General features: G+C 69.8%; 18 protein-coding genes, 1 tRNA gene and 4 pseudogenes. 10 read left to right on the forward strand and 13 right to left on the reverse strand.

The window, feature by feature from the left end; all coding sequences use genetic code 11:
* Positions 1 to 13 precede the first annotated feature (13 nt).
* Together OG361_RS38485 and OG361_RS38490 are read left to right on the forward strand one after the other, a co-directional pair.
* Positions 14 to 913: a formylglycine-generating enzyme family protein gene (locus OG361_RS38485; RefSeq protein ID WP_405861191.1), complete on the forward strand. Its 900-nt coding sequence runs from the start codon at positions 14 to 16 to the stop codon at positions 911 to 913.
* A 214-nt stretch (positions 914 to 1,127) separates the two neighbouring features.
* Positions 1,128 to 1,607: a hypothetical protein gene (locus OG361_RS38490; protein ID WP_405861193.1), complete on the forward strand. Its 480-nt coding sequence runs from the start codon at positions 1,128 to 1,130 to the stop codon at positions 1,605 to 1,607.
* Between the two features lie 159 nt (positions 1,608 to 1,766).
* Here the strand turns inward: OG361_RS38490 and OG361_RS38495 are convergent, their stop codons facing one another.
* On the reverse strand, positions 1,767 to 2,321 hold the full coding sequence (locus tag OG361_RS38495) for a helix-turn-helix domain-containing protein (RefSeq protein WP_405861195.1): 555 nt from the start codon (positions 2,319 to 2,321) through the stop codon (positions 1,767 to 1,769).
* A gap of 240 nt (positions 2,322 to 2,561) precedes the next feature.
* On the opposite strand from OG361_RS38495, the gene OG361_RS38500 reads away from it, so the two are divergent.
* From OG361_RS38500 to OG361_RS38510, 3 genes are all read left to right on the forward strand, one after another.
* Entirely contained in the window at positions 2,562 to 3,686 is a 1,125-nt protein-coding gene (locus tag OG361_RS38500) for an aryl-sulfate sulfotransferase (protein WP_405861197.1), read from the forward strand.
* Positions 3,683 to 5,095 carry a uracil-xanthine permease family protein gene (locus OG361_RS38505; RefSeq protein WP_405861198.1) on the forward strand — a complete coding sequence of 471 codons (1,413 nt, stop codon included), beginning with the start codon at positions 3,683 to 3,685 and terminating at the stop codon, positions 5,093 to 5,095. The genes OG361_RS38500 and OG361_RS38505 overlap by 4 nt, the downstream gene beginning before the upstream one ends.
* A gap of 134 nt (positions 5,096 to 5,229) precedes the next feature.
* Positions 5,230 to 6,015, forward strand: a complete 786-nt coding sequence (locus tag OG361_RS38510) for a sulfite exporter TauE/SafE family protein (protein ID WP_405861200.1) — start codon at positions 5,230 to 5,232, stop codon at positions 6,013 to 6,015.
* A gap of 79 nt (positions 6,016 to 6,094) precedes the next feature.
* On the opposite strand, the gene OG361_RS38515 is transcribed toward OG361_RS38510, so the two are convergent.
* The gene (locus OG361_RS38515) at positions 6,095 to 7,603 is read right to left on the reverse strand and encodes a DUF4246 domain-containing protein (protein ID WP_405861202.1); all 1,509 of its coding nucleotides are present in this window, start codon (positions 7,601 to 7,603) and stop codon (positions 6,095 to 6,097) included.
* A gap of 206 nt (positions 7,604 to 7,809) precedes the next feature.
* Here OG361_RS38515 and OG361_RS38520 point away from each other — a divergent pair, with 206 nt between their 5' ends.
* The gene (locus tag OG361_RS38520) at positions 7,810 to 8,226 is read left to right on the forward strand and encodes a hypothetical protein (protein ID WP_384565436.1); all 417 of its coding nucleotides are present in this window, start codon (positions 7,810 to 7,812) and stop codon (positions 8,224 to 8,226) included.
* Between the two features lie 274 nt (positions 8,227 to 8,500).
* On the opposite strand, the gene OG361_RS38525 is transcribed toward OG361_RS38520, so the two are convergent.
* From OG361_RS38525 to OG361_RS38560, 8 genes and pseudogenes are all read right to left on the reverse strand, one after another.
* Positions 8,501 to 8,574 (reverse strand) — tRNA-Met (locus OG361_RS38525).
* A gap of 281 nt (positions 8,575 to 8,855) precedes the next feature.
* Positions 8,856 to 8,999 (reverse strand): annotated as a pseudogene (locus tag OG361_RS38530) (2OG-Fe dioxygenase family protein); the annotation flags it as partial.
* 114 nt (positions 9,000 to 9,113) lie between these two features.
* Positions 9,114 to 9,350 (reverse strand): annotated as a pseudogene (locus OG361_RS38535) (transposase); the annotation flags it as partial.
* A 104-nt stretch (positions 9,351 to 9,454) separates the two neighbouring features.
* The gene (locus OG361_RS38540; RefSeq protein WP_405861204.1) at positions 9,455 to 10,078 is read right to left on the reverse strand and encodes a hypothetical protein; all 624 of its coding nucleotides are present in this window, start codon (positions 10,076 to 10,078) and stop codon (positions 9,455 to 9,457) included.
* Positions 10,075 to 11,091 (reverse strand): hypothetical protein, encoded by a 1,017-nt coding sequence (locus OG361_RS38545; protein WP_405861206.1) that lies wholly within the window; start codon positions 11,089 to 11,091, stop codon positions 10,075 to 10,077. Before OG361_RS38545 ends, OG361_RS38540 begins: the two co-directional genes overlap by 4 nt.
* Positions 11,088 to 11,807 (reverse strand): DUF4386 domain-containing protein, encoded by a 720-nt coding sequence (locus OG361_RS38550; RefSeq protein ID WP_405861208.1) that lies wholly within the window; start codon positions 11,805 to 11,807, stop codon positions 11,088 to 11,090. Before OG361_RS38550 ends, OG361_RS38545 begins: the two co-directional genes overlap by 4 nt.
* A 207-nt stretch (positions 11,808 to 12,014) precedes the next feature.
* Entirely contained in the window at positions 12,015 to 12,272 is a 258-nt protein-coding gene (locus tag OG361_RS38555) for a DUF4345 family protein (RefSeq protein ID WP_405861210.1), read from the reverse strand.
* 352 nt (positions 12,273 to 12,624) lie between these two features.
* Positions 12,625 to 13,434 (reverse strand): leucine-rich repeat domain-containing protein, encoded by an 810-nt coding sequence (locus OG361_RS38560; RefSeq protein WP_405861212.1) that lies wholly within the window; start codon positions 13,432 to 13,434, stop codon positions 12,625 to 12,627.
* Positions 13,435 to 13,675: 241 nt separating this feature from the next.
* Between OG361_RS38560 and OG361_RS38565 the strand changes: the two are divergent.
* A pseudogene (locus OG361_RS38565) lies at positions 13,676 to 13,990 on the forward strand (capsule biosynthesis protein CapD); the annotation flags it as partial.
* 539 nt (positions 13,991 to 14,529) lie between these two features.
* On the opposite strand, the gene OG361_RS38570 reads toward OG361_RS38565, so the two are convergent.
* Positions 14,530 to 15,363: an NmrA family transcriptional regulator gene (locus OG361_RS38570; RefSeq protein WP_405861214.1), complete on the reverse strand. Its 834-nt coding sequence runs from the start codon at positions 15,361 to 15,363 to the stop codon at positions 14,530 to 14,532.
* On the opposite strand from OG361_RS38570, the gene OG361_RS38575 reads away from it, so the two are divergent.
* A complete protein-coding gene (locus OG361_RS38575; protein WP_405861216.1) occupies positions 15,346 to 16,092 on the forward strand; it encodes an AraC family transcriptional regulator in 747 nt (248 codons plus the stop codon). The genes OG361_RS38570 and OG361_RS38575 overlap by 18 nt on opposite strands.
* 765 nt (positions 16,093 to 16,857) lie before the next feature.
* On the opposite strand, the gene OG361_RS38580 is transcribed toward OG361_RS38575, so the two are convergent.
* Both OG361_RS38580 and OG361_RS38585 read right to left on the reverse strand, forming a co-directional pair.
* Complete coding sequence (locus OG361_RS38580) at positions 16,858 to 18,237, reverse strand: HEAT repeat domain-containing protein (RefSeq protein ID WP_405861218.1); 1,380 nt, start codon at positions 18,235 to 18,237, stop codon at positions 16,858 to 16,860.
* A 169-nt stretch (positions 18,238 to 18,406) separates the two neighbouring features.
* A pseudogene (locus tag OG361_RS38585) lies at positions 18,407 to 18,547 on the reverse strand (pyridoxamine 5'-phosphate oxidase family protein); the annotation flags it as partial.
* Positions 18,548 to 19,834: 1,287 nt separating this feature from the next.
* Between OG361_RS38585 and OG361_RS38590 the strand changes: the two are divergent.
* Entirely contained in the window at positions 19,835 to 20,164 is a 330-nt protein-coding gene (locus OG361_RS38590) for a hypothetical protein (RefSeq protein WP_405861220.1), read from the forward strand.
* 75 nt (positions 20,165 to 20,239) lie between these two features.
* Complete coding sequence (locus OG361_RS38595; protein WP_405861222.1) at positions 20,240 to 21,583, forward strand: hypothetical protein; 1,344 nt, start codon at positions 20,240 to 20,242, stop codon at positions 21,581 to 21,583.
* Positions 21,584 to 21,586 lie beyond the last annotated feature (3 nt).

The raw sequence follows: 21,586 nt of genomic DNA on the forward strand, positions 1-21,586 counted from the left end.
CCACGGAGCCGCCATGTCCGGATGCTGCACCCCCGGCAACGCCCAAGCACCCCTGCTCACCCTCGCGGCGCCACCCGCCGCGGCACCGCCCTCCCGGGTGGCCCGGCAGCTGCTCACCCTGCCCGGTGGACGCTTCCTCATGGGCACCGACGACCCGGAGGGTTTCCCCGCGGACGCGGAAGGGCCGGTCCGCGAAGTGGTCGTGGAGCCCTTCCGTATCGCGGCCACGACCGTGACCAACGCGCAGTTCGCCACCTTCGTCAAAGCCACCGGCCACATCACCGAGGCCGAAAACTTCGGCTTCTCCTTCACCTTCGGGGCCTTCCTCGCCGACCCGGTCGCCGACATCTCCCCACCCGTGGAAGCCGTCCCCTGGTGGCGGGCGGTGAAGGGGGCCAGCTGGCGCCACCCCGAGGGACACGGCTCACACGTCACCGACCGGCAGAACCACCCCGTCGTCCACGTGTCCTGGAACGACGCCCAGGCCTACTGCGCCTGGTCCGGCACCCGCCTGCCCACCGAGGCCGAATGGGAGTACGCGGCCCGCGGCGGCCTGGAGCAGCGCCGCTATCCGTGGGGCGACGAGCTCACGCCCGGCGGCCGCCACATGTGCAACATCTGGCAGGGTGACTTCCCGAACCTCAACACCGCTGCCGACGGCCACCTGGGCACCGCTCCCGTGAAGTCGTTCCGCCCCAACGGCTTCGGGCTCCACAACACGGTCGGCAACGTCTGGGAGTGGTGCGCGGACTGGTTCACCCCCGGTGAGGAGAGCTCACGGGCGATGCGCGGCGGCTCGTACCTGTGTCACGACTCCTACTGCAACCGCTACCGGGTGGCCGCCCGCAGCTCCAACACGCCCGACAGTTCGACCGGCAACATAGGGTTCCGGGTGGCTGCCGACCCCGCGTAGAACCGTCCGTCCGTCGTGCCGGAGGCCGTTTCCGAATGTCCGGAAACGGCCTCCGGATGTGTGACGGACGGGGGACGTCAGCCCACGGTGACGTGGGCCAGGGCCCAGGAGGCCGCGGCGCCCGCAGGGGACATGGAGATCAACCACATACTGGCCAAGGCCTCCTACGCGCACCTCGACGAGGAGGGCGCGCAACCCACGAGAAAGGCCCCTCATGCAGTTCGTCCTCGATCCGCCCCGCGGCGTGGCTCCCGTCCAGCTGGGAATGACGCTCGACGAAACGGTCGCCGCGGTCTCGGCATGGGGTGCGCCTCGGGTGTACCCGGCCGACGCGATGCGTGACTTCGACCTGGTCTCCGCCGAGTACGACGGCATCGGCTTCCAGGCGGCCCTCGAACGCGACCACCGGGTCACCGCCGTCACCGTCTGGGGACCCGACGAGGACGATGACCCGGACGTGCAGGTCCTCCTGGACGGTCTCGACGTCTTCCGCACCCCCGCCGACGAAATCCTCGCCCACGCTGCCCGGAAGGGCTGGCATGTCAACAACGACGACCCGCGAGCCCCCTACATCCCCGGTGTCACCCTGGCCTTCACCCGGGACACCTCCCAGGAGGTGCCGAGGGACGAGATCGGCCTGCCGGTCTACTTCACCACCGTGCTCGTGGCCGACGAGAAGTACCAGCAGAACTGACGACGGTCAGGTGCCGGCATCCCTCGCAGCGCTGATGCCGGGGCAGCCGGGGCAGCCGGGGACGGCGAGGTCGCAGAACCTCGGGTAGCCGAGGGTTTGGAGGTGAGCAGACCCGATGGGCCCTGCCCAAGAGCCGAGGTACGCCGGCGCCCCGCCCCCTCAGGACCCCAGTACCTCCACGTGGTCGCCGATCGCGACCACCAGGACCCGCGAGCCCGGTTCGGTGGTACGCCAGCGGTGCCGGACACCGCCGGACAGCAGCAGGGTGTCCCCGCGCGCCAGCCGGTGGATCCGGCCGTCGGCCTCCACCTCCGCCGCGCCGTCCGCCACGTACATCAACTCGTCGTTGCGGTGCCGGAACTCGCGGTCCGCCTCGTGCTCGCCGACGAACTCCAGGGCGTGCAGCTGATGGCGGCCGCGTACCACCGGCCGGACGCGTGCCTCCCGGTCGAGGCCGCTGTCGTCGCCGGCGCGCACCACGTCGATCGTGCGGGTCTCGTCCGAGGTCGCGAGCAGATGCACCGCCGTCGTGCCGAGCGCGTCCGCGATCCGCTGCAGGGACCGCATGCTGGGGCGCGCCCGGTCGTTCTCGATCTGGCTGAGGAACGGGGAGGAGAGCCCGCTGCGTTCTGCCACGTCGGCGAGCGTCAGGTCGAGTGCCCGTCGCCGTCGGCGTACAGCGGCACCCACCCGCGGTGTGTTCACGGCCTCCATGGACGTCCCGTCCTTCCCCACCCCACGGTGCCGTTCTCCCTGGTCGACGGCGCCTGACGGCACCTTACGCGGCGCGCGCCGGAAACCCGGAGACGGTTTCGTACTGCTGACACACGCCCGTCACGCAACGGCTCTACCGTCAAAGTCGATTGATCTGATCAAAGAAACTTTGATGACCGGCAACTGGCGACCGACGACGACCGACGACGACTGACGACTGATGACGACTGGAGTTCCGACATGCCCCCGATCGACCAGAACTCGCGCCGCCGACGCCCCACCGGCCTCATCGCCTGCGACGAGACGGCCGTGTACGACGGCTACACCCTCTACGCGCCGCTCACCGGCACGGGAGAGGTTCACCTCGTCGACATCCACGGCCGTACCGTCCACCGCTGGGACCTGCCCTACCGGCCCGGCCGCCACGCCCGGCTGCTCGCCGACGGAACCCTCGCCTACAACGGCGTACTCCCGGGCGAGAGCGCCCTTTTCCCCATGTGGCACAAGTACCGGGGCGGCGTCATGCTCCGGGCGGCACCCGACGGATCCGTCCTCCGGGAGCACCGGGATCCCCTCCAGCACCACGACGCCCACCATCTCGAGGACGGCCGCATCCTCTACACCGCCCTGGAGCCCCTGGCCGGGGCCGAAGCCGCGACGGTACGAGGCGGGGTGCCCGGTTCCGAAGCCGCGGACGGCGTTGTCTGGGCCGACACCATCAGGGAAGTGGGCCCGGACGGCGAGCTCCTGTGGTCCTGGCGTGCCGCCGAGCACCTCGACCGCGCGTCCTTCGCGCTCCACGAGGCGTACGCCCGCGAGCACTGGCCCCTGATCAACAGTGTCACGCCCCTACGGGACGGCAACATCCTCGCCAGCCTGCGCAGCGTCTCGGCGGTCGTCGTCATCAGCCGCGACACAGGCGAGATCCTCTGGCGCAGCCGACCCGGCACGGTCAGCCAGCAGCACGCGCCCACCGAACTGGACGACGGGCGGCTGCTGGTCTTCGACAACGGCGTCTTCCGCCCCGGACACGACGTGCCCTACTCCCGCGTCATCGAGATCGACCGGGCCGGCGGCGACGTCGTATGGGAGTACCACGACCCGGCCCGCGAGTTCTTCTTCGCGCCCTTCATGGGCTCCGCACAGCGACTGCCCAACGGCAACACCCTCGTCACCGACTCCCCGTCCGGGCGCCTCTTCGAGGTGACGAAGGACGGCTATCTCTGCTGGGAGTACGTCGTCCCCCACTTCGCCGGATACGACGAGAGCGAGGTCCGGGGCCTCTTCCCGTCCGAACCCAACGCCGTCTTCCGCGCCTACCGTTACGCCGCGGCCGACATCCCGTGGCTGGAGGCGACGGCATGACGACCACCCGAGACACCGACTCCGCTTCCGCCTCGCCCCGGTCCGCCAAGGCCCCCAAGGCCGCCGAGGCCGCGGAGGCCGCCAAGCCCGTCGACCCCGTCCAGGCGCGGGTTCCGCTGCGGCGACTGGCACCGCTGGCGGCCCAGCACGTCCTGGCGATGATCGCCGCGCCGGTCTCCACCGTCTTCCTCGTCGCCGGCACCCTGAAGATGCCGCCGGGAGCCACGGCCTCGCTGCTCAGCGCCGTCCTGCTGCTGTGCGGCGCGGGCGCCCTGTTCCAGTCCCTCGGCGTGTGGCGGATCGGCGGCCGCCTGCCGTTCGTCATGCTGCCCGGCGGCGCCGCGACCGCGCTGTTCCTCCAGATCGCCCAGGAACACGGCGCGCCGACCGCCACCGGTGCCGTCCTCCTGGCAGCGGCGCTGCTGCTCTCCGTACTGCCCCTGTACGCCCGGGTCGTACGCCTCTTTCCGCCCCTGGTCATGGGCGTGACCGTGCTGCTCATCGGGATCGCGATGATCCGGGTCGCCGCCCGGCTCATCGCCGGCCCGGACGGCACCGGGGAACCGCGCGCGGTGCTCCTCGCCGCGCTGACGGTCGCGGCGACCGTCGCCGCGTACGTGTTCCTGCGTGGCGTCTGGCGCCAGACCTCCGTCCTCATCGGGATGGCGACCGGCACCGTCGTGGCGGTGACGACCGGCCTCGGGACCTTCGGTCCGGCGGCCGGCAGCGGCTTCGCCCTGCCGGACCTCCTGCCGTTCGGGTCGCCCCGGTTCGATCTCGTGGCCGCCCTGCCGCTGCTCGTGTTCAGCCTCACCACCCTGGCCGAGATCACCGGACAGACCGTGCTCAACAGCGAGACCGTCGGCCGGACTCCCGCCCCCGAGCGGGACGTTCCGCGCGTCGCCCGCGCCGACGCCCTCGTCTCGATGGTGGGCGGACTGTTCGGCACGTCCCTCATGGTCACCAGCGCGGAGAACATCGGCATCGGGCGACTCACCGGAGTCCGCAGCCGCTTCGTGACCGCCGGGGCAGGAGTCCTCCTCATCGGCCTCGGGCTCGCCACGCCGGTGTCCCGCGCCCTGGCCGGCATACCGGAGGCCGTCGTCGGCGGCTCGTCCCTCGTCGTCTACGCCGTCATCGCCGTGATGGGAGTCGAGATGCTCCGCCGGGCCGACCTGTCCGGCACGGGCACGGGCAGTCTGACGGCCGCGCTCGCACTCACCGCGGGACTGCTGCCGCTGCTCACCCCGGACCTGTACGCGGGATTCCCCGCCTGGGCCCGTACGATCCTGGGCAGCGGCGTCGTCGCCGGCACACTGACGGCCGTCCTTCTCACCGCGCTCCTGCGCCCCCTCCGCGGCCATCGTGAGCAGGAGGAGGACGCCGACGTGGGAAAGGGCGACCGCTGACCCACCGGAGGAGTGGCGAGCCGGGGAGAGCCACGCGGCGCGTTCGGTGCACAGGCAGCCGACGCCTACCCCTCCGTGCCGAACTCACCGGGCTCTGCGGATACTTGACCGGTGATCTGCGAAACGGCTGTGCGGTGAACTGGTCCTCGGGACTGCTGGGCTTCGCGGCCGGGCTGGTGATCTCGGTGGTGACGGCTCCGGCCGGGGTGTCCGGCGCGGTGTTCCTGCTGCCGGTGCAGGTCAGCGTCCTGGGCGTGCCGTCCCCCGCCGTGACACCCACGAATCTGCTCTACAACGTCGTCGCCGGTCCCGGCGCCCTGGTCCGGCATGCCCGCGCGGGCAGGCTCGGGGGCCCGCTGACCCGCCTCCTGCTGGCCGGAACCGTCCCCGGGGTCGTGGTCGGCGCGGTCATCCGCGTGTTCGCGATCCCCGGTCCGACGGTCTTCCGCCTGCTGATCGCCGCCTTCCTCCTGCCGCTCGGCCTGTGGTTGTGCTCGCGGACCCTGCGACCGGCCGCCGGGGAGCGGCCGGTGCGCGGGTTGTCCGCGCGGGCGACCGGCGGTCTGGCCCTGGTGGTGGGGACGGTCGGCGGGATCTACGGCATCGGCGGCGGCTCCCTCCTCGGCCCGATCCTCGCCGGACGAGGGGTGCCGGTCGCCGAGGTAGCTCCGGCCGCCCTCGCGTCCACGTTCGTGACCTCGGTCGTCGGCGCGGGCACGTACGCGCTGCTGTCCCTGACCACCGAGGGCTCCATCGCCCCCGACTGGCCGTTGGGGATCGCCTGCGGGCTGGGCGGGCTCGTCGGCGGCTACCTCGGAGCCCACCTCCAGCCCCGTCTCCCCGAGACCTTCCTGCGGCTCCTCCTCGGCACCCTCGCCACCGCCATCGGCACGCTCTACGCCGTCCAGACACTCACCTGACCCGCACCGCCGCTCGCCATCGACACAGAGCGGGTCCGATGAATCCGAGCACCTGATGGGGGAGTGCCCTCCTGAAAGGTCAGTGCTCGCAGAGGGAGAATTCTCGTTCGTAGAGCTGCTCGTTGTGTTCGTCGACGAAGAACTTGCGTTCCTGCATGAGTTGTTCGCGGAAGTTCTTGGCCTGTTCAAGCGTCATGGTCGAGGTGTCGGACCATGGCTGTTGCGGTGGCACATCGGATGTCGAGACGATCTCTTCCGACGGGTCGACCAGGAAGAACGCGAGAATTTTGCGATATCCCGGGCGGGTGGGGTCCGTGAGGCGGAATGAGCCGACGCGGTGTTGCAGGATGTTCGGGAACGCCAGGCAGCGGCCCGCTGGGGTCGATGTCGATCCCAGTATCTGGTTCAGTGCGTCTTCGTCCTCCAGGCCGTAGACCTCGCGCAGACCGTTGTCGTCGTTCTGTTCGTAGTTCGGGTCGTCGAGTGCGGCCCGGAAACTCAGCCGGCTCTCGGTGATGTTCTCGCTGTCCCAGTAGTAGATGCCGGTCGAGACGATCCGCTCGTTCAGCATCCCCTCGACATGCCAGGAACCGCCGGGGTACTCGGGCTTGTCCGGGGTGAGATGAATGGTGGCGAGCTTGACGATGACCTGGAGACGGCGGCCGCACAGGTCGACTCGGGCAGATTCATCGGGCAACTCGGGCGGGGTGAAGGCCGGGGCGTCCGGGATGACCGGGCGGCGGTTTTCCCACCAGTCGTCCTGCGCCTGTTCCCATGCACGGAGTGCTTCCTTGTAGGCCCCCTCATCGCTGTAGGAGGATTTGTTCGGATACTCCGGCTCCGAGTCGTACCACCCGAACGGATCGGCCTGGATCCGAAGGGGGCGCGGATGGCGCAGATCGGTGAGCACGTTCTCCAGCAGCGGGCGCAAGCGCGCGAACAAGTCCGGCAGGACGGAGACTAGTTCTCGGTGATCCTCGGGGTGGACGTTGTTGACGTACGAACGGAACGCGACATCGCCGTCGTCACTGACATCGACGTCCGTGGGCAGCCACTGGAACTTCTCCGAGAATTCGTACCTCGAGTAGCGGTCCGTCGGGTTCTGCCAAGCCCGCTCGGGCGCGCCGCTCACCTCTCTCACCAGGCAGAAAAGTGAGGGATGAACCAGATCCAGTACCTGGCCGTCGGATCCGGGATGCCAGTCCTGATCTGCTTCGGGGACCTGTTCCAGAACCCGAACCGCCTCGCGTAGCCGGGATCTGAGCTTGTCGTCGACCAGTGTGTCCGACTGCCACACCCCGTCGACGGCGGACACCTCGACGCCGGTTCGTCCGTCCCGCAGCGCGGCGTAATGCACGAGTTCGGCAAGAACGTAACGAACCTGCGCTTCGGTGAGGCCCTGGGCGACCGCTTCTTGCTTCCATTTGGCGACGATGTCAGCATCGTTCATCTTGTCGAACCACCCGGGCTTCGCTCGAATGTGTGAGCTGCACTGCATGATCTGAAGTTCACGCAGTGTTCGGGGTGTCGCGAACGATATGGAACGGGAAGCATGAAAGGGCAGCGGGAAAGCAGACAGGCCAGTCAATTCTCTTGGTCCTCCCAGTCGGTGTGCGGTGGCGGGAAGGATACTTCAGCGGACTGACACCGCAGCCGGGTCCCTGTCATCGCTGGTCCGGAGGCGCGGCTTGCGGGCGTTGCGGCGTAGGTCGCCGTGAGGAGACGGCATAGACCTGGCCAACTGGCCGCTGGATACTGGCCGCTGACCGTATGAGCCGACCCCCTGGAGACGACGTGCGTAACCGCCTTGCTGTCGCCCTTGGTTCTGCCACGCTGACGTGCGGCGCCCTGCTGGCTGCCCCACCGGCGAGTGCTGCCGACTATCCGGTCAGTAGCTTCGACGTCACCTACGGGCAGACGTACACGCGGGGCACCATCACCTGGTACGGGCGGTCGGTGGTGGTAGCGGGTGAACACAAGTCGGTCGACGTGAACAGCTGCCGTGGTACTACGGCGTTCACGCTCGACTCACAGAATGATCAGATGGGTGTGGGCTTGTCCGGCAGCGTGTGCGGGGCGAGCGACACGTTCTCCATCCTCGTGCCGGCGGATGCTCCTGGTGGAGCCGCGGTGGTGCGGGTGTGTCTGGACAACGGGGCGGACGGCCCGCAGGTCGTGTACCTGAAGTGCGTGAGGTACGGCCACCCGTAACGCACGGGCCCGGATGTTGGGAAGGCCCCGGCACAACAGGATCGCCGTGTGTCGGGGCCTCGCCTCTCCCTCTCGGGGAAGGTCCGTGAGCGCGAGGGCCGGGAGGTGAAGCCTTCGGCGGGGAGCATCGACGCGCAGTCGTGGGCGACGTGGCCATGGACCGAGAAGGCGGCCGAATCCCGCCTGAAGTACTACTGGTACCTGGCCTCTGACCCGCGGGACCCAGCACGCATGAGGCCCGGATCCATAGGATCCGGGCCTCATGTCACTTCAGTAGCGGGGACAGGATTTGAACCTGCGACCTCTGGGTTATGAGCCCAGCGAGCTACCGAGCTGCTCCACCCCGCGTCGGTAGGAGCAACACTACGTCATCCACGGCCCCCCCAGGACCATGCCGTTCTCATCAGGGCTCGCGGACACCGGAAGGTGATCGGCTTGTTGGTGATCACTCGAAGTCGGGGGACGCCTGCCCGTCGGGCGCCAGCGGAGCGGACGTCCCCTGTCCTGCCCAGGTCATCCGGCCGGCGATCTGAACGGCCCGGGCGCCACTCGCCGGCTGTCGCAGCGGTCCTACGACAACGGCCCTCGTAACGGCTGGTGAATGCCGCCCGGATCGCCGTCCAGCCTGGTCAGATGGGCACGGTGCACGGAACCAGCCCGATGAGGAGGGCGGAGCGGTGGCCGGGGCGTCGGGCGTCGGTCGCCCGGACCGGGGCGACGTAGTGGCTGACCCGGTGATCGACCACGGCGTAGGAGTCGAGGGGTTCGGTGAGGGTGAACCGGGCCGCCTACATGGACCGGTGTCTCCGTGGGCGTGCCTGTCAGGCCCGCGCGGTCGAGGTCGAACAGGATGAGGCTGGTCAGGGTGGGATCGGCGAGGAGCTTCCGGCTGGCGGTGTTGCTGCCCGCGTTCCCGGGCCGTAGCGGGCCGCCACCGGTTTCCCGCTCCCACCGCTTCCGTGATCGACGAAACCCATGAGGGGGTGATGTCCGAAGGTCTTCTTCCAGGTCGCGGTGGCGTCGTAATTGTCGGAGTGGGCGAGCACGAGCACTCCGGCCAGGTCCACGATCACCTGCCCGCCCGCGTCCGGTGCCGATGGGCCGGCCAACTTCCTGTCACGGCTCGTCGCCGGTGTCCGGGTCGCGCAGCGGGCGCAGGGCTCGGTGCGGCCGGTCCGGACGGCCGCCGCGGCGGCGGATGAGCCGGTGGCGCTCCTACGCGGGCATGTCAGGGGCGTGTGTTCTTGGCCGCGGGGCGGCGGCCGCGGCGGGTCTTGCCCCAGGGCTTGTAGATCGACAGTGCCGTCGCCGTGACCAGCAGCCCCAGGGCGATGCTCATGACGATCACCAGCTGCAGGCTGAGGGATTCAGTGGCCTTGCCCACCTCTGCCTGTTCGCGCAGCCAGTGCTGGAGGAAGAAGTGGCCGTTCAGCATCAGGGCGACGGTGATGACGAGCTTGGTCATGATCCAGTAGTGCTTCAGCAGGCCCCACTGCGTTGCCGCCGCGAGGAGCAGGCCGGTCAGCAGGGTCGTCCAGGCGATACCGGCGATCAGTTCGATCCCGAGGATCTCCATGACGACGCGGGTTGCGCGGACGACTCCGGCGTCGTCGGTGGTGAGGCCGACCAGCCCGAGGATGAGCTGGGCGATCTCGATTCCCACCCAGCCGACGGCCACCGTCACATGGAGGGTGAGGATCGCCTTGCGCCATCGCTGGGGCAGGCGCCGCACCTTTCCGGCGGCGGGCGGTGTCCGCGGTGTACGGGGGTGGGGTGCCGGGCGGGCTGCGGCCGCTGCGCTGCCCGCGCTCGCGACGGTCCCGGGGTGCTTCCTGCTCGCGGTCCGCGTCATGTGTCATGCCTCCGGTCGTCGTCGTCCTGGCCGCCGGCGAGGGGGGCGCGGTGCGAGCCATGGGTGGGTTCCCGGTTGCCGGGCCTGGTGGAGCTGCGGTTCTCACGTGCGCCCGGCGCTACGCCGAGCGCCAGGAACGCGCATGCGGGGGCCATCGTGACGCCCGCGCTCACCACGGCTGTGGTGGCCGGGGTGGCGAAGCTGAGGCCGGCCGCGGCCGCGGCGGTGACCAGCGCGACGACGGCACCGTACGCGGCGACGGTGAGGCGGATCAGGCGTAGCCGCTCCGCCTCCGGTCGTCGGGTACGGCTCAGAAGCCAGGCCAGGGAGGGCAGCAGCAGGACGGCGTGCATGGTGACGGCATGGGCGGGGCGCAGGAAGCCCGCCGCCTGGTAAGCCTCGGCCGTGCGGCCCGCTCCCTCCAGCGTCAGCCCGTAGGCGATCATCACCGCTCCGGCCGCCATGGAGCCGGTGAGCGCCACCAGTCCGGCGCGGAGCGCGAGCCGCATGCTGGGGGCGGCTCTCGGGTGGGGGCGCAGTGCGGCGACGGTGAGTGCGACGACGACCACGATGAGGGTGACGCCGCCGGCCGCGAGGGCGCGCGTGACGAAGGTGTCGAAGGTGGTCTCGGTGTTGAAGTGCGAGGGGACACCGCGCCACGCCTGCAGGGTGATCAGACCGGTCTCCAGCAGGGACGCCGCGGTGAACGCGCCCAGGAGGAGGGTGCGGGTGCGCGCGGCGAGCGGGAGGAGCCGGCAGATCCAGGTGACGGTCAGCACGCTGACACCGAAGGACAGCCCGAAGGTGATCGGCTTCCGCCAGGAGACGGGGCCGTCCCACGGGCCGCCGGCGAGCAGGAGGACGACCGTGTGGAAGGCGGCGGACGCTAGCAGGAGAAGGGCCGCGCCGACGGGGATCTGCCAGGCCGAGCGCGATCGTACGGGCGAGGTGGCGGTGATGCGTTCGTCCGCGGTCATGTGCTCGCCTGCGGTCGTGTACTCGCCCGCGGTCATGCGTTCGTCCGCGGTGAGGTCTGGCGCGCGCGGAACAGTGCGAACGCGGCCCACACCAGCCATGCCGTGCCACCGAAGCGGACGACGGGCAGTAGGTAGCCGAAGTCGATGGCGAGGAGCGTGAGGGTGGCGGCCAGTCCGGCGGCGGCGATGACCAGCCCGGTGGTGGCGCAGGCGCGCGGCAGGAGCCCGCTCTCGCGGGCTGCCAGGCAGGTGCCTGCGGCCAGGAGAGCGAAGGACACGGCGTATCCGACACCGCCGGCGAGGAAGGACAGGTCCGCCAGGGAACGGGCCAGGGCTGCGGGTGCGTCTTCCGAAAGCCGGCCGAGGGTCCAGGTGAGCGCGGCGCTGGAGGCCAGTGCGCCACTGGCCAGCAGTCCGCCGGCGAGGACTGTTGCCGCTGCGGCGCCTTGGTCCTGTCCCTGCCCCCGCCGCACCAGCCGGGCCAGGGTTGCGGCCACGGGCACCAGGAGAAGGGCGGCGACGACCAGCAGGAAGGCGCCCAGGTCGATCGCCGTGCCGTGGTCGCGTACGTACTGGCTCAGGATGTCGCGGCCGGAGGCGTCGGGCTGCGGGGTGTCGCGGTTGGTGACGACGTACGCGGCGGTGAGTGCGGCGTAGGAGAGCGTGCCGGTGAGCAGCGCAACGGTGCCGCGCGGGCGCGGGGCCGCGCCCCGGAGCGAGGTCGCGTGGGACTCATGTGCTGATGTGAGCATGACATCTCCTGGATCGACGGTGAAGGGATTCGGCGTGGGATCCCGGCGGGTGGTGTGGGCGTGGAACCCCGGTGCGCGACAGCCAGAATGCCGCTGCGGGGGCGCCATGGTCGTCCCGCAGCGGAAGGCGGTACGACTACTCCGTGGGGAGTAGCCGCACCGGGATGTCTCCACAACGCGGCGGGGTGCGGTGCCGGGCGGCGCGGGTCACGCAGGATCAGGAAGAGACGGCCTGGCGGCCGGCGCACCCGCCTTCGCCGGGACGGGGTCCTGCCGGACCGCCCACAGCCAGGCCGGCCCGTACCCGGCGAAGATCGCGTCGAAGATCCGGCCCAGGCTGTCCGGAGTCGGGCAGGCGTCGGCCTTGCCCGGAATCGCGGCATTGCCGCCGACCACGTGGAACGGCCCGATCGGCGTGCAGGCCAGGCCCATCACCCATGCGAACACCCGGAGTGCCTTGGCCATGACTCCACCCGGTTCTGTGCGAGAGCGTCGTCCAGCACTGCGATGTGATCGGCGGCGTATTGCTCCGGCGTTCCCGGGCCGTGAGCGCCCGGCCATGCCCTCACCGGTGTTGGCCAGGACACACCAGGGGGGTGGAACCCGAAGCCGCCTTTGTAGGTGGGTGCGGCTGGCCTGGTGTCGGCGTACTCGTGAACGCGGCTCTGGCAAGATTTTCGTAGCCGGAGATCATCCCCATCAGCGATCATGTGCTTCCCCAGCGTCAGTGTCAGTTCTTCGCGCGGACGTTCGGGCTCAGGCCCGTGGCTGCACTCCGCTCTCCGACCGAACAGCTGGCGAAGCGGTGCTAGGCGGATCAATCCCAGTCGGACCGCGGCTGGTCGACCCGGCCGCCCTTGTGCGGCGTGGGGATGTAGTCGGGTGCACCGCCAGGTAGCGCGGCGACACACTCCGACGAGCAGGCGTTCACCAGCAGGGGCAATACGTCAGTGGCCACACGCAGCGAGATCCACATCTGGTGGAGCCTGGACTGTCCGATGGGGCGGTCGCAGACGCTGCAGCTGTGGATGGTGGTGGTGGCCCAACGCCGGGGGGCCAGGTTTCCCAAGTCGGGATCTGTTACGGAGTCAGGGGAAGACTGCAGCCGCGGGAATGGCGGTCGCAACTTGCAGTTGCCGAACAACGCGCGGGTGCTCACCGTGCTGCGGGTCAGCTTCCGGCAACGGGTGATCTCGTAGGGGAACCAGTGCAGCCGGTAGGAGGTGTAGGGCGTGAACTCCTCCAGGTTGGTCATTGCCCCGATCTCGGGCGGGATCCGGACCAGGTTGCTGCCGTAGAGCACGAGGTGCTTCACCGCGGTCAGCCTGGCGATGCTCGGCGGCAGGGTGACGATCTGCCGCCGCTCTTCGGGGCTGAGCTCAATCAGGGGGCGGAACTCTTCGCGCCCATCGGCGGCGGCCTCGTCGATCAGCTCCAGGAGACGCCTCCAGCCCGGAGCGGAGTTGTCCTGGTGCTCGGTGTGAAATCCGACCCGGGCTCGCGGATGAGGCATCGCCTGGTCAAAGCACGCGCAGACGTCCTGGCGGGACCCGCGCCGCTCCGGCGCCGCATCCGATGTGTCGCCCCAGCGGTTCACATAGAGCCACGGCTCTCTCTCGCTCGTCATGACGTCAAGATATGAGGACTGCCGCAGACTGCCTCAGTCATTATTACGGTGAGCTCACGGAGGACATCGCCCGCCGCACTCGAACGTTGGACAGGGAAGCTGGCGCTGTAGATGGGGAGCTACGTGACGTTCCACAATCCCGGGCTGGTGGTCGCTCGGTCCGCGTAGCGGCGGCGTAGGTGGGCGATCAGGACGACGCGGTGGCGGAGGAGTGGGACGCCGGCACGTCCGGCCATGAGGCGTGACCGAGCCCGGCTACCAGGGACGCACGTATGCCTTGACCGGCCCAGAGCCGGTGACCGCCCGACAGCAGGTAGAGGCCATCGCGGCGGCAGTGGGTCGGCCAGTTCCCTTCGCCGAGATCAGCCGCCAGCAGGCCCACGCGCAGATGGCCGGGGTCTTCGGGGCCGAGGCCGCGGACGCGGTGCTCGACGTCACGGGCGGAGACGTGAACGACGAGCTGCTGATGGTGCGCGACACGGTTTCACAGATCACTGGAACACCGGCGCGGTCGTTCCAGCAGTGGGCATCAGAGAACGCCAACGCCTTCCACTGAATCGCCTGGGCCTGAGCACAGACGGTCCCGTACGCGTTCGTCGACAGCGGCCGGAAGCCGCCAAGCAGTCGGTGTCGAGGCGACCGGGCCGAGCACCTCGCCCTGGTCGCGCAGCACGGACGGATCCGTGATGGCCACGCCGCCATCAGCGAGCATCACCGCGAGGTCGGTGGCGATCCGGCCCAGGTTATGGCCAGTGCCGCGTGGCCGAAGTGGCCCCGACGCGGTGGAGTACGAGTTGGTCAGTCCGGTGGCATCGGCAAGATCAGCCAGTAGCCCGTGTTCCGGCGTGACCAACCACCCCCGCACCGACAGTGGAGACGTGGAGCCTGGGACGCGAACTGATACCCCGCACGCGGAAAGCGCGTTCCACTTGGACCGACAGAGTCCCTCGACAAGGTTCATCGTCCCAGCTGAGAAGGCAATTTCGAGTTCCCGGCCAGCAACCGGTCTCACGCCAAGTGAAACGGCGGGGCTAGGGCGTGTGTCGAAAGTCCCGCCTGCCCGGCGGGCAGACGGCGCTACTTTCGACACACGCCCTAGGCGGCGTCCCACACGCCGGTGCGGGCGATCTCGGCCACCCAGTCCGCGAAGTCGCGGGGCTTGCGGTGGAGGGCGCGCTCGACGCCGTCGGCCAGCGAGCTGTTGCGGCCGTCGAAGAACTCGGAGATGAGCGTGGCCAGCGGCTCGGCGAATTCGCGCGGGGCGCCGTCGTTGACGATGGCGTCGGCGAACTGGTCCCGGGTGATTGGCTCGTAGCGGAGAGCGCGGCCCGTCGCCCGGGCGATCTCGTCGACGCCTTGGGCGAAGGTCCACAGCCGGGGGCCCGTCAGCTCGTAGCGCTCGCCCACGTGGCCGTCCTCGGTGAGGGCCGCCACCACGACGTCGGCGATGTCGTCGGCGTCGACGAACGGGTCGGCGTTGCCGCCGGCCGGCAGGGCCAGCACGCCGTGGCGCAGCGGCTCCAGGAACACGCCCTCGTCGAAGTTCTGGTGGAACGAGGACGGGGCGACGATGGTCCACTCGACCGGGAGGCTCGTCACGGCGTTCTCACACCGGACGGCCTCGTCCTGGTTGCGGGCGGACAGCAGGACCAGGCGCTGGACGCCGGCGTCGACCGTCAGCCGGGCCAGGGCGGCGATGGCGTCGCCGGCGCCGGGCCACTCGACCTCGGGGTAGTACATCAGGTAGGCCGACCGGACGCCGGCGACGGCGTCGGCCCAGGTCGAGGGGTCCTCCCAGTCGAACGGGGGCTCACCGGTGCGAGAGCCGACCCGCACGTTCACGCCTCGCCCGATCAGCCTTTGGGCCACCCGGCGGCCGACCCGGCCGGTACCGCCGAGGACCAACGTCGTGTGCTCGTTCGTTGTCATGCCAGCAGTCTGAGCGACGAGGCGTCGACCCCGCCGCAGGTCATCGTGCATCCCGGCCAGCAGTGCGTCACGCCCGACGGCGTCGAGCTGCGTGAGCGGATGGCTCTGGGGGTGCGCACGTGGGGCAGCAACCCCGACGGGTCGGTGCAGATGCTGCTCGGCGTGTACGAGGAGGTCGGCGCCGTCGGCCAGCGCCTGCTCGACGTGCTGCCGCCGGCGCTGGTCGTGTCCGACGACACGTGGGACTCGACGCTCATCCCGGTGCTGGCCAAAGAGGCCACCAAGCAGGGGCCGGCCCAAGGCGTCATGCTCGACCGCCTGCTCGACCTGCTGCTCATCTCGGTGCTGCGAGTGTGGTTCGACCGGCCCGAGACCGAGGCCCCGGCCTGGTACCGGGCCCACACCCATCCGGTGGCCGGCGAGGCGCTGCGTCTGTTCCACGAGGACCCGGCGAACGACTGGACGCTGGCGCGGGTCGCCGCCGAGGTCGGCGTGTCACGGGCGACGCTGGCCGAGTGCTTCCGCAACGCCGTCGGCACGCCGGCGATGACCTACCTGACCGAGTGGCGCCTGGCCCTGGCCGCCGACCTGCTGCGCCAATCCGACGCCACGCTGAACACGGTCGCCCGGCAGGTCGGCTACGGCAGCGGATTCGCCCTCAGCTCGGCGTTCAAGCGGGTGTACGGCATCAGCCCACAGGAGCATCGCAGCGCCGCGCCAGCACAGTGAGCGCGGGGGCCACCGGGCTGAACACCTCCGGTTGGTCACGCAGCACGGCCAGGTCGTTGATGGTCTCGCCGCCGTCGACGAGCATCACCGCGCGGTCCGTGGCGAGTCGGCTCGGAGGGTATCCAGTTCCGCGTGGCCGCAGCGGCCCCAGCGCGGCACCGTACACGGCGGTCAGCCCGGTGGCATCGGTGAGACCGGCCGGCAACCGCGCGCCGGCTCGCCCGATCACCCCCCATCAGCGGTGACCTGGCTCCTGGGGGGCAACCCGATGGCCTGCGCGTAGCCATGGAGAGGCGGTGGTTGGGGTCAGGCGAGGGGAGCGGTGCTGTCGCGGGCGATGAGCCGGGGGCAGGAGGCGCCGCTGTGGCTCGTCGGACGACGGCGCGGTGCGCGAGGTGCACTCACTCAAGCGCCGTGCGGCTGCTGCTGACCCGGCAGGAGCGCAGACCGATGGCCAGACCGACGAACTGCCAGCGAGCGGTGGCGACGTACCAGCTGTCATCCCCGAGCCGATCCCCCTGATGTCCTGCACCTCGACAAGCTGTCTCTCGACGACGTCCGGGAACGCCCAGGCCCGGCCCCCTCGAGTTCGCCGCTCTGGGTCATGACCTGGAAGGCCGAGATGCCTCCCGAATTCCTCTGCGCTGCCTGGCCTGGCCCGACTGCTCAGAAATGGCCGACTGGGCGACCGCAGACTCACCCCCCGCCACGTTCGCCCCTCAGTGCGACGACAAGGCGGCCCGCTGGACCCGAGGGACGACGACGTCACACGGGCAAAGCGCCTGCGGGGTGGCCGTGTTCTCGGCCGCATGCGGTGAGGGCGAGGAAGCCTTGGCCCGAGGTCCTGGTGTGCGCACCCAGTGTTCCAGGATCGACCGAAAGTCGCGCTGCGATGTCGTTCGCGTAGCAGGTGTCGGGGATCTGGAGGTCTTCCTTGATCTGGCGGTACCGGGCGGTGAACGATCCTGAGTCTGTGGGGCTCACGCCGTCGAAGGCGTCTTCGGGGAAGCCGTCCTGGTGCGGCAGGAGGTAGCCGGCTTCGGCCGGGTGTGCGAATCCCCTGTCGTCGTCCTGCTCGGCGTCGTACGCGTCGTACGCGTCGTAGTGACGCAGGATCTCGCCGTCTTCGGCGATGCACCAGGCGGTCCAGTCGTCACCGCAGCTCATCCCGTACCACTGGGCGGATCCGAAGCGGCGGCTGAGGTCGGTGCAACGTTGGCTCACGACGAGGGCAAGGACCTCGTCCCGGTCGTCCGCGTCCTCGATGCGGTGGGTGTCCTGGGAGGAGTGGCCGAAGACGAGCGTCCAGCCGTCCAGAGCGGGACTGACGAAGACGCGCGAGCAGGCGGCGTGCGTGCCGCCCTGGCCCCAGTTGTGATGGTCGTGGTTCCAGGCCGCCGCGCCGGTTCGAAGCGTGACCGGCTGTGGGCTGCCGAGATCGAACGCTTCGAGTACGGCATCCTGGTCGTCGGTCGGCACCACGTACCAGGACCCGCACAGGTGCATGCCGTCCGGGACCTCGGCCAGCAGCTTGATCTTCGTCAGCCGGCGCCAGGCGTCCTGGTCCTTGGAGCTGAGGCCGTCGGGGACCGCGATGGCAGCGAGAGCCTCCAGCGCACCTGCCCGCACCCTGGGGCCGGGCGCCGGCAGGCGGCGTACGCGCTGCAGGTCGGGCACGGCTGCGGTACCGATCGCCTGGAATGCCCAGACCGCTCGTCGGCGGACCTCGGGCTCCGGGTCTCCCAGCAAGGGGATCAGCCGGGCGACGAACCTCTCTGCCGCCTCGCCGCGGGCCTGGAAAGCGAAGAGAGCGTCGCTCCGGACCCGCGGGTGCGCATGATTCAGCAGTGGTTCGTAAGCCCCTGGATCGTCCACCTTCAGCCGTCCCAGCGCCCACCCGGCTCTTCTCGCGGTCTCAGGCGAGTCCGCCGCCGCGGAGGCGTGTGCCAGGGGCTGGAGTGCGGGCTCCCCGATCCTGCACAGCACATCCGCCGAGACCGTCCACTCGACGGGCGACTGCTCGTCGCAGAGCAGGTCCAGTACTGCCCCGACGGCAGCGGCCCCCTGTTCCACAAGCGCGTCACGCGCAGCGCGAGTGTGCTCCCAGGATCCAGAGAGGGATTCGGTCAACAGTCCCATGTCCATGGCGGGCACCCTAACCGGGTGCACTGACACCCCGACTCCCGCTCAACGGCGACGGGCGTCGATCGTTTCGTCGTCGTTCCAGAGAGCCGGCATGGCGCCAGCGGGCCCGAACCGGATCAGTGGGAGCGTCGCTCTGGACCAGGTAGATCAGATTGCGGCGTAAAACCATCTCGACCACGACGAGAGGCCCGGACGGAGGTTCGTCGAGAGAGCGCGACCGCTCGGCATGGTCGGACTGCCAGCGGAACGCCGGCCAGTAGTGCTCGAAATCGGGGTCTGCCTCCGGCAGTACGCGAGCCCGTCCAACGAGGTCGATCTACTCGCCCCGTACCTCAATCCGGAGGCCGAGCCGCGGTGAACGTGCCGGCATCGCCGTTCGGGGCAGCCCACCCACCCACCCGACCAGCAGGTTGGCGGTGAAGACGAACTCCGGCCGCCAGCCGTCGCACTTTGCTGCTCAGCGCCGATGGGCCAGGGTAGGCGGTCCTGAGCCGGGTTTCGCCTCCCGGGACTCGCGCGGTCGTGCGGCCGGCTCACCCACCCCGCTCACGCGGGGACCACAGGACACGGATCCGCGTGCCATCACTCCTCGTCCTCGTCCTCGCCCCGGCACCGACGCTCGTAGTCGTCCAGTTCGCTGCGCAGCGAGCCCGGCCCGGCCGTGGGTTGCTCTCGGAGGAGGCTGAGGAAGCCGCTGTCCATCGGACCGTGGGGCTCCCGGGGGAAAGCACTGTGAAGCCGGCACGAATAACACGCCGCTGGCGTGCACTCAGGAACAGCCTGGTAGCGCTCGCCTGCGCCACTGTCATGACCCTCACCGGGCAGCCCGTCATCGACATCGCCGAGGCCGCGCCCAGGCCACCGAAACCCGGCAAGCGCTGTGACGAGATGTACGGGGTGAAGAACGTACCCACCGGCGGTCTGCCCCAGGGGGACGCCTCCCGTGCGGTGGACCGTTGGGACACGTACGACTACACCAACCCGGGTCTCCAGTTCGACGGCCTCAACCCCACCCAGGCCGAACTGGACGCCGCGGGCAGTGACTACAAGAAGTACGACCACAGCGACCCGCGCCGCATCTACGCCCGGTACAACGCGCAGAAGCGGTGGAAGAGCTTCAGCGACTACCTGACGAAGGTCTACATCCCGAACCAGGGATACGACGCCCGCGGCGAGGCGTTCATGGCCAAGGTCGTGCGCGAGATGGGTCTGACGGGTCCGGACCGGATCTGCGAGAAGGAGTTCTACTTCGTCGACCCCGACACCGGCGGACGCCACCTGCGCAGGCTGGACGCCTACAACAAGCGCACCCGGGAGATCGTGGAAGTCAAGTCCAACGGAAGCCCCGACGGCCGCGAGAAGCCCGCGGACCGGGCCTGGGCCAAGAACAGGGGCTGGCGCTCCTACAAGTACACCTACGTGTTAGCCGAGAACCAGACCGGCGACGCCAAGAACTTCATGAAGGAACTGAAGGACAGCGCGGGCAAGGACTCGCTCGGCCGCGACCGGGTCCGTTCCTACAACTACCAGTCCCATCACAGGGGATTGCCCCCCCAAGGGCACCGAGAACGGCCCGTACCGTGCGAACAGTACGACGATGTCGCCGGGCAACGGCACCTCCACCGGCTCCCGCGGCTCCGGCAACCAGGTGGTCAACCAGTCACCGCCGAACCCGCAGACCCTCAAGGAGCAGTTCGACCGGCTGGGCAAGACCGGGCAGCGGGCATTGATGAACCGTGGCCTCGGGGGCATCGACTTCACCACCCTCGACCTGCGGTACATCGGCAAGGGCAAGGGCAAGGGCAAGGGCAAGGGCAAGGGCAAGGGCAAGGGCAAGGGCAAGGGCAAGGGCAAGGGCAAGGGCGGTGAGGGCCTGGACTACGGCTTCTCCGCCAAGTCGGTGGAGGACGAGTACGCGGCCGGGTAGGGCGGCCAGGAGAAGGGCAACCTGATCTCCGACGCCTTCTTCACCTGGCTCGCCCTGGACCCGTCCACGTTCTGGGTGAATCTCAATCCGGACGAGCCGAACCGCATCATCGACGCCGATTTCGGCAAGACCGACGCCGGCCGCGTGCTTCTGGAGGCGGACCTGGAGCTGAAGCACGACATCTTCAAGGCCATGGACCCCGAAACGGAGGTCGGCCGCAACTTCATGAACGCCCTGCCCAAGCGCGACGGCTTCCCCTGCTGGGCCGGTTTCCGCTACTGGATCGAGCCGGAGACCGCCGTCGTGCGCGAGCAGGACGGCGGCATCCACATCCTCGACACCCCGCTGAAGCTGTCCACGGTGCCTCAGGAGACCGACACGCAGCCGCCCGGCGGCAAGGGCTGCGACCTCACCGAGGCGGAGACGCAGCAGTCCGACCGCGTTCTCGACCGCTACATCACCCCTCTGGTCGAGGAGAAGGTCAACAACGGCGACTACTACGCCGACCTGCGCCGCGTCTACACCGCCCGCGTCGCCGCCGAGTGGGTCCGTCAGAACGCCTCCGACATGCCCGCCGAGTACCGCGAGATCATCAACAGCAACGACGTGAAGCGCTGGTCACTGCGCGCCCCGCATCAGAACTGGACCGGAAAGCAGGTCTGGGACCGCTACTACAAGGCCTTCACCGAGGGCACCTTCAAGTACAAGTGGTCCAACGGCGAGGACGTCTACGTCTACACCGTGGGCGGGGTCGACTTCTCCAAGCAGCCCAAGCGCAACATGAACCCGGTGCGCTTCCGCACCGAGCAGCGCTACAAGCCCCGCACGGTCGGCTACGCGGTCGACACGATCGCGGACGACCCGCACAAGGAGGGCCACCTGATGTTCGGTGGCAACAGCGCCGGGCACTCCGATGGCGGCACCCCCACCCCCACCCCTACGCCCACGCCCACGCCCACCCCGACCCCGACTCCGACTTCGACTCCGACCCCGTCCCCGACCGGTACGGGGAAGCCGGAGCCGACCGGGACGCATCCGACACCGACGGTCAGCCAGTCCCTCGAACCCACCACTCCGCCGGGCCCGAAGGACCCTGACGGCGACCTCGCCGACACCGGCAGCGACACGCCCGTGGCCCTGATCGGCGGCATCGCCGCGGGTGGCGCGCACTCGTGTGGTGGCGCCGCCGCCGGACGCACACCGAGAGCTGACCTGCGCGGCATCTGTGGAGCACCGGAGGGGCCCTTCCCGGGTTGGGGAGGGCCCCTCCTCGTCTGTCGGAGCCGGCCGGCGCGGCCCGGGTCGGGTACGGAGTGCGAGACCGGGCCGAGGAGACCGGGCTGGGGCACACGTACGGGGAGGAGGCTTGCAAGGCCTCCGCCCCCTGGACGGCGACTTCGACGGCGAATGAGATCATGACGG

It is taken from the genome of Streptomyces sp. NBC_00090, assembly GCF_045160815.1.
Lineage (GTDB): Bacteria > Actinomycetota > Actinomycetes > Streptomycetales > Streptomycetaceae > Streptomyces.

What these genes read in the sequence shown, in the direction of transcription:
- OG361_RS38485 (WP_405861191.1), top strand. Translation starts at nt 14, where the DNA reads ATGTCCGGATGCTGCACCCCCGGCAACGCCCAAGCACCCCTGCTCACC.
- OG361_RS38490 (WP_405861193.1), top strand. Translation starts at nt 1,128, where the DNA reads ATGCAGTTCGTCCTCGATCCGCCCCGCGGCGTGGCTCCCGTCCAGCTG.
- OG361_RS38495 (WP_405861195.1), bottom strand. Translation starts at nt 2,321, where the DNA reads ATGGAGGCCGTGAACACACCGCGGGTGGGTGCCGCTGTACGCCGACGG.
- OG361_RS38500 (WP_405861197.1), top strand. Translation starts at nt 2,562, where the DNA reads ATGCCCCCGATCGACCAGAACTCGCGCCGCCGACGCCCCACCGGCCTC.
- OG361_RS38505 (WP_405861198.1), top strand. Translation starts at nt 3,683, where the DNA reads ATGACGACCACCCGAGACACCGACTCCGCTTCCGCCTCGCCCCGGTCC.
- OG361_RS38540 (WP_405861204.1), bottom strand. Translation starts at nt 10,078, where the DNA reads ATGACGCGGACCGCGAGCAGGAAGCACCCCGGGACCGTCGCGAGCGCG.
- OG361_RS38545 (WP_405861206.1), bottom strand. Translation starts at nt 11,091, where the DNA reads ATGACCGCGGGCGAGTACACGACCGCAGGCGAGCACATGACCGCGGAC.
- OG361_RS38550 (WP_405861208.1), bottom strand. Translation starts at nt 11,807, where the DNA reads ATGCTCACATCAGCACATGAGTCCCACGCGACCTCGCTCCGGGGCGCG.
- OG361_RS38555 (WP_405861210.1), bottom strand. Translation starts at nt 12,272, where the DNA reads ATGGCCAAGGCACTCCGGGTGTTCGCATGGGTGATGGGCCTGGCCTGC.
- OG361_RS38560 (WP_405861212.1), bottom strand. Translation starts at nt 13,434, where the DNA reads ATGACGAGCGAGAGAGAGCCGTGGCTCTATGTGAACCGCTGGGGCGAC.
- OG361_RS38570 (WP_405861214.1), bottom strand. Translation starts at nt 15,363, where the DNA reads ATGACAACGAACGAGCACACGACGTTGGTCCTCGGCGGTACCGGCCGG.
- OG361_RS38580 (WP_405861218.1), bottom strand. Translation starts at nt 18,237, where the DNA reads ATGGACATGGGACTGTTGACCGAATCCCTCTCTGGATCCTGGGAGCAC.
- OG361_RS38590 (WP_405861220.1), top strand. Translation starts at nt 19,835, where the DNA reads ATGTCGCCGGGCAACGGCACCTCCACCGGCTCCCGCGGCTCCGGCAAC.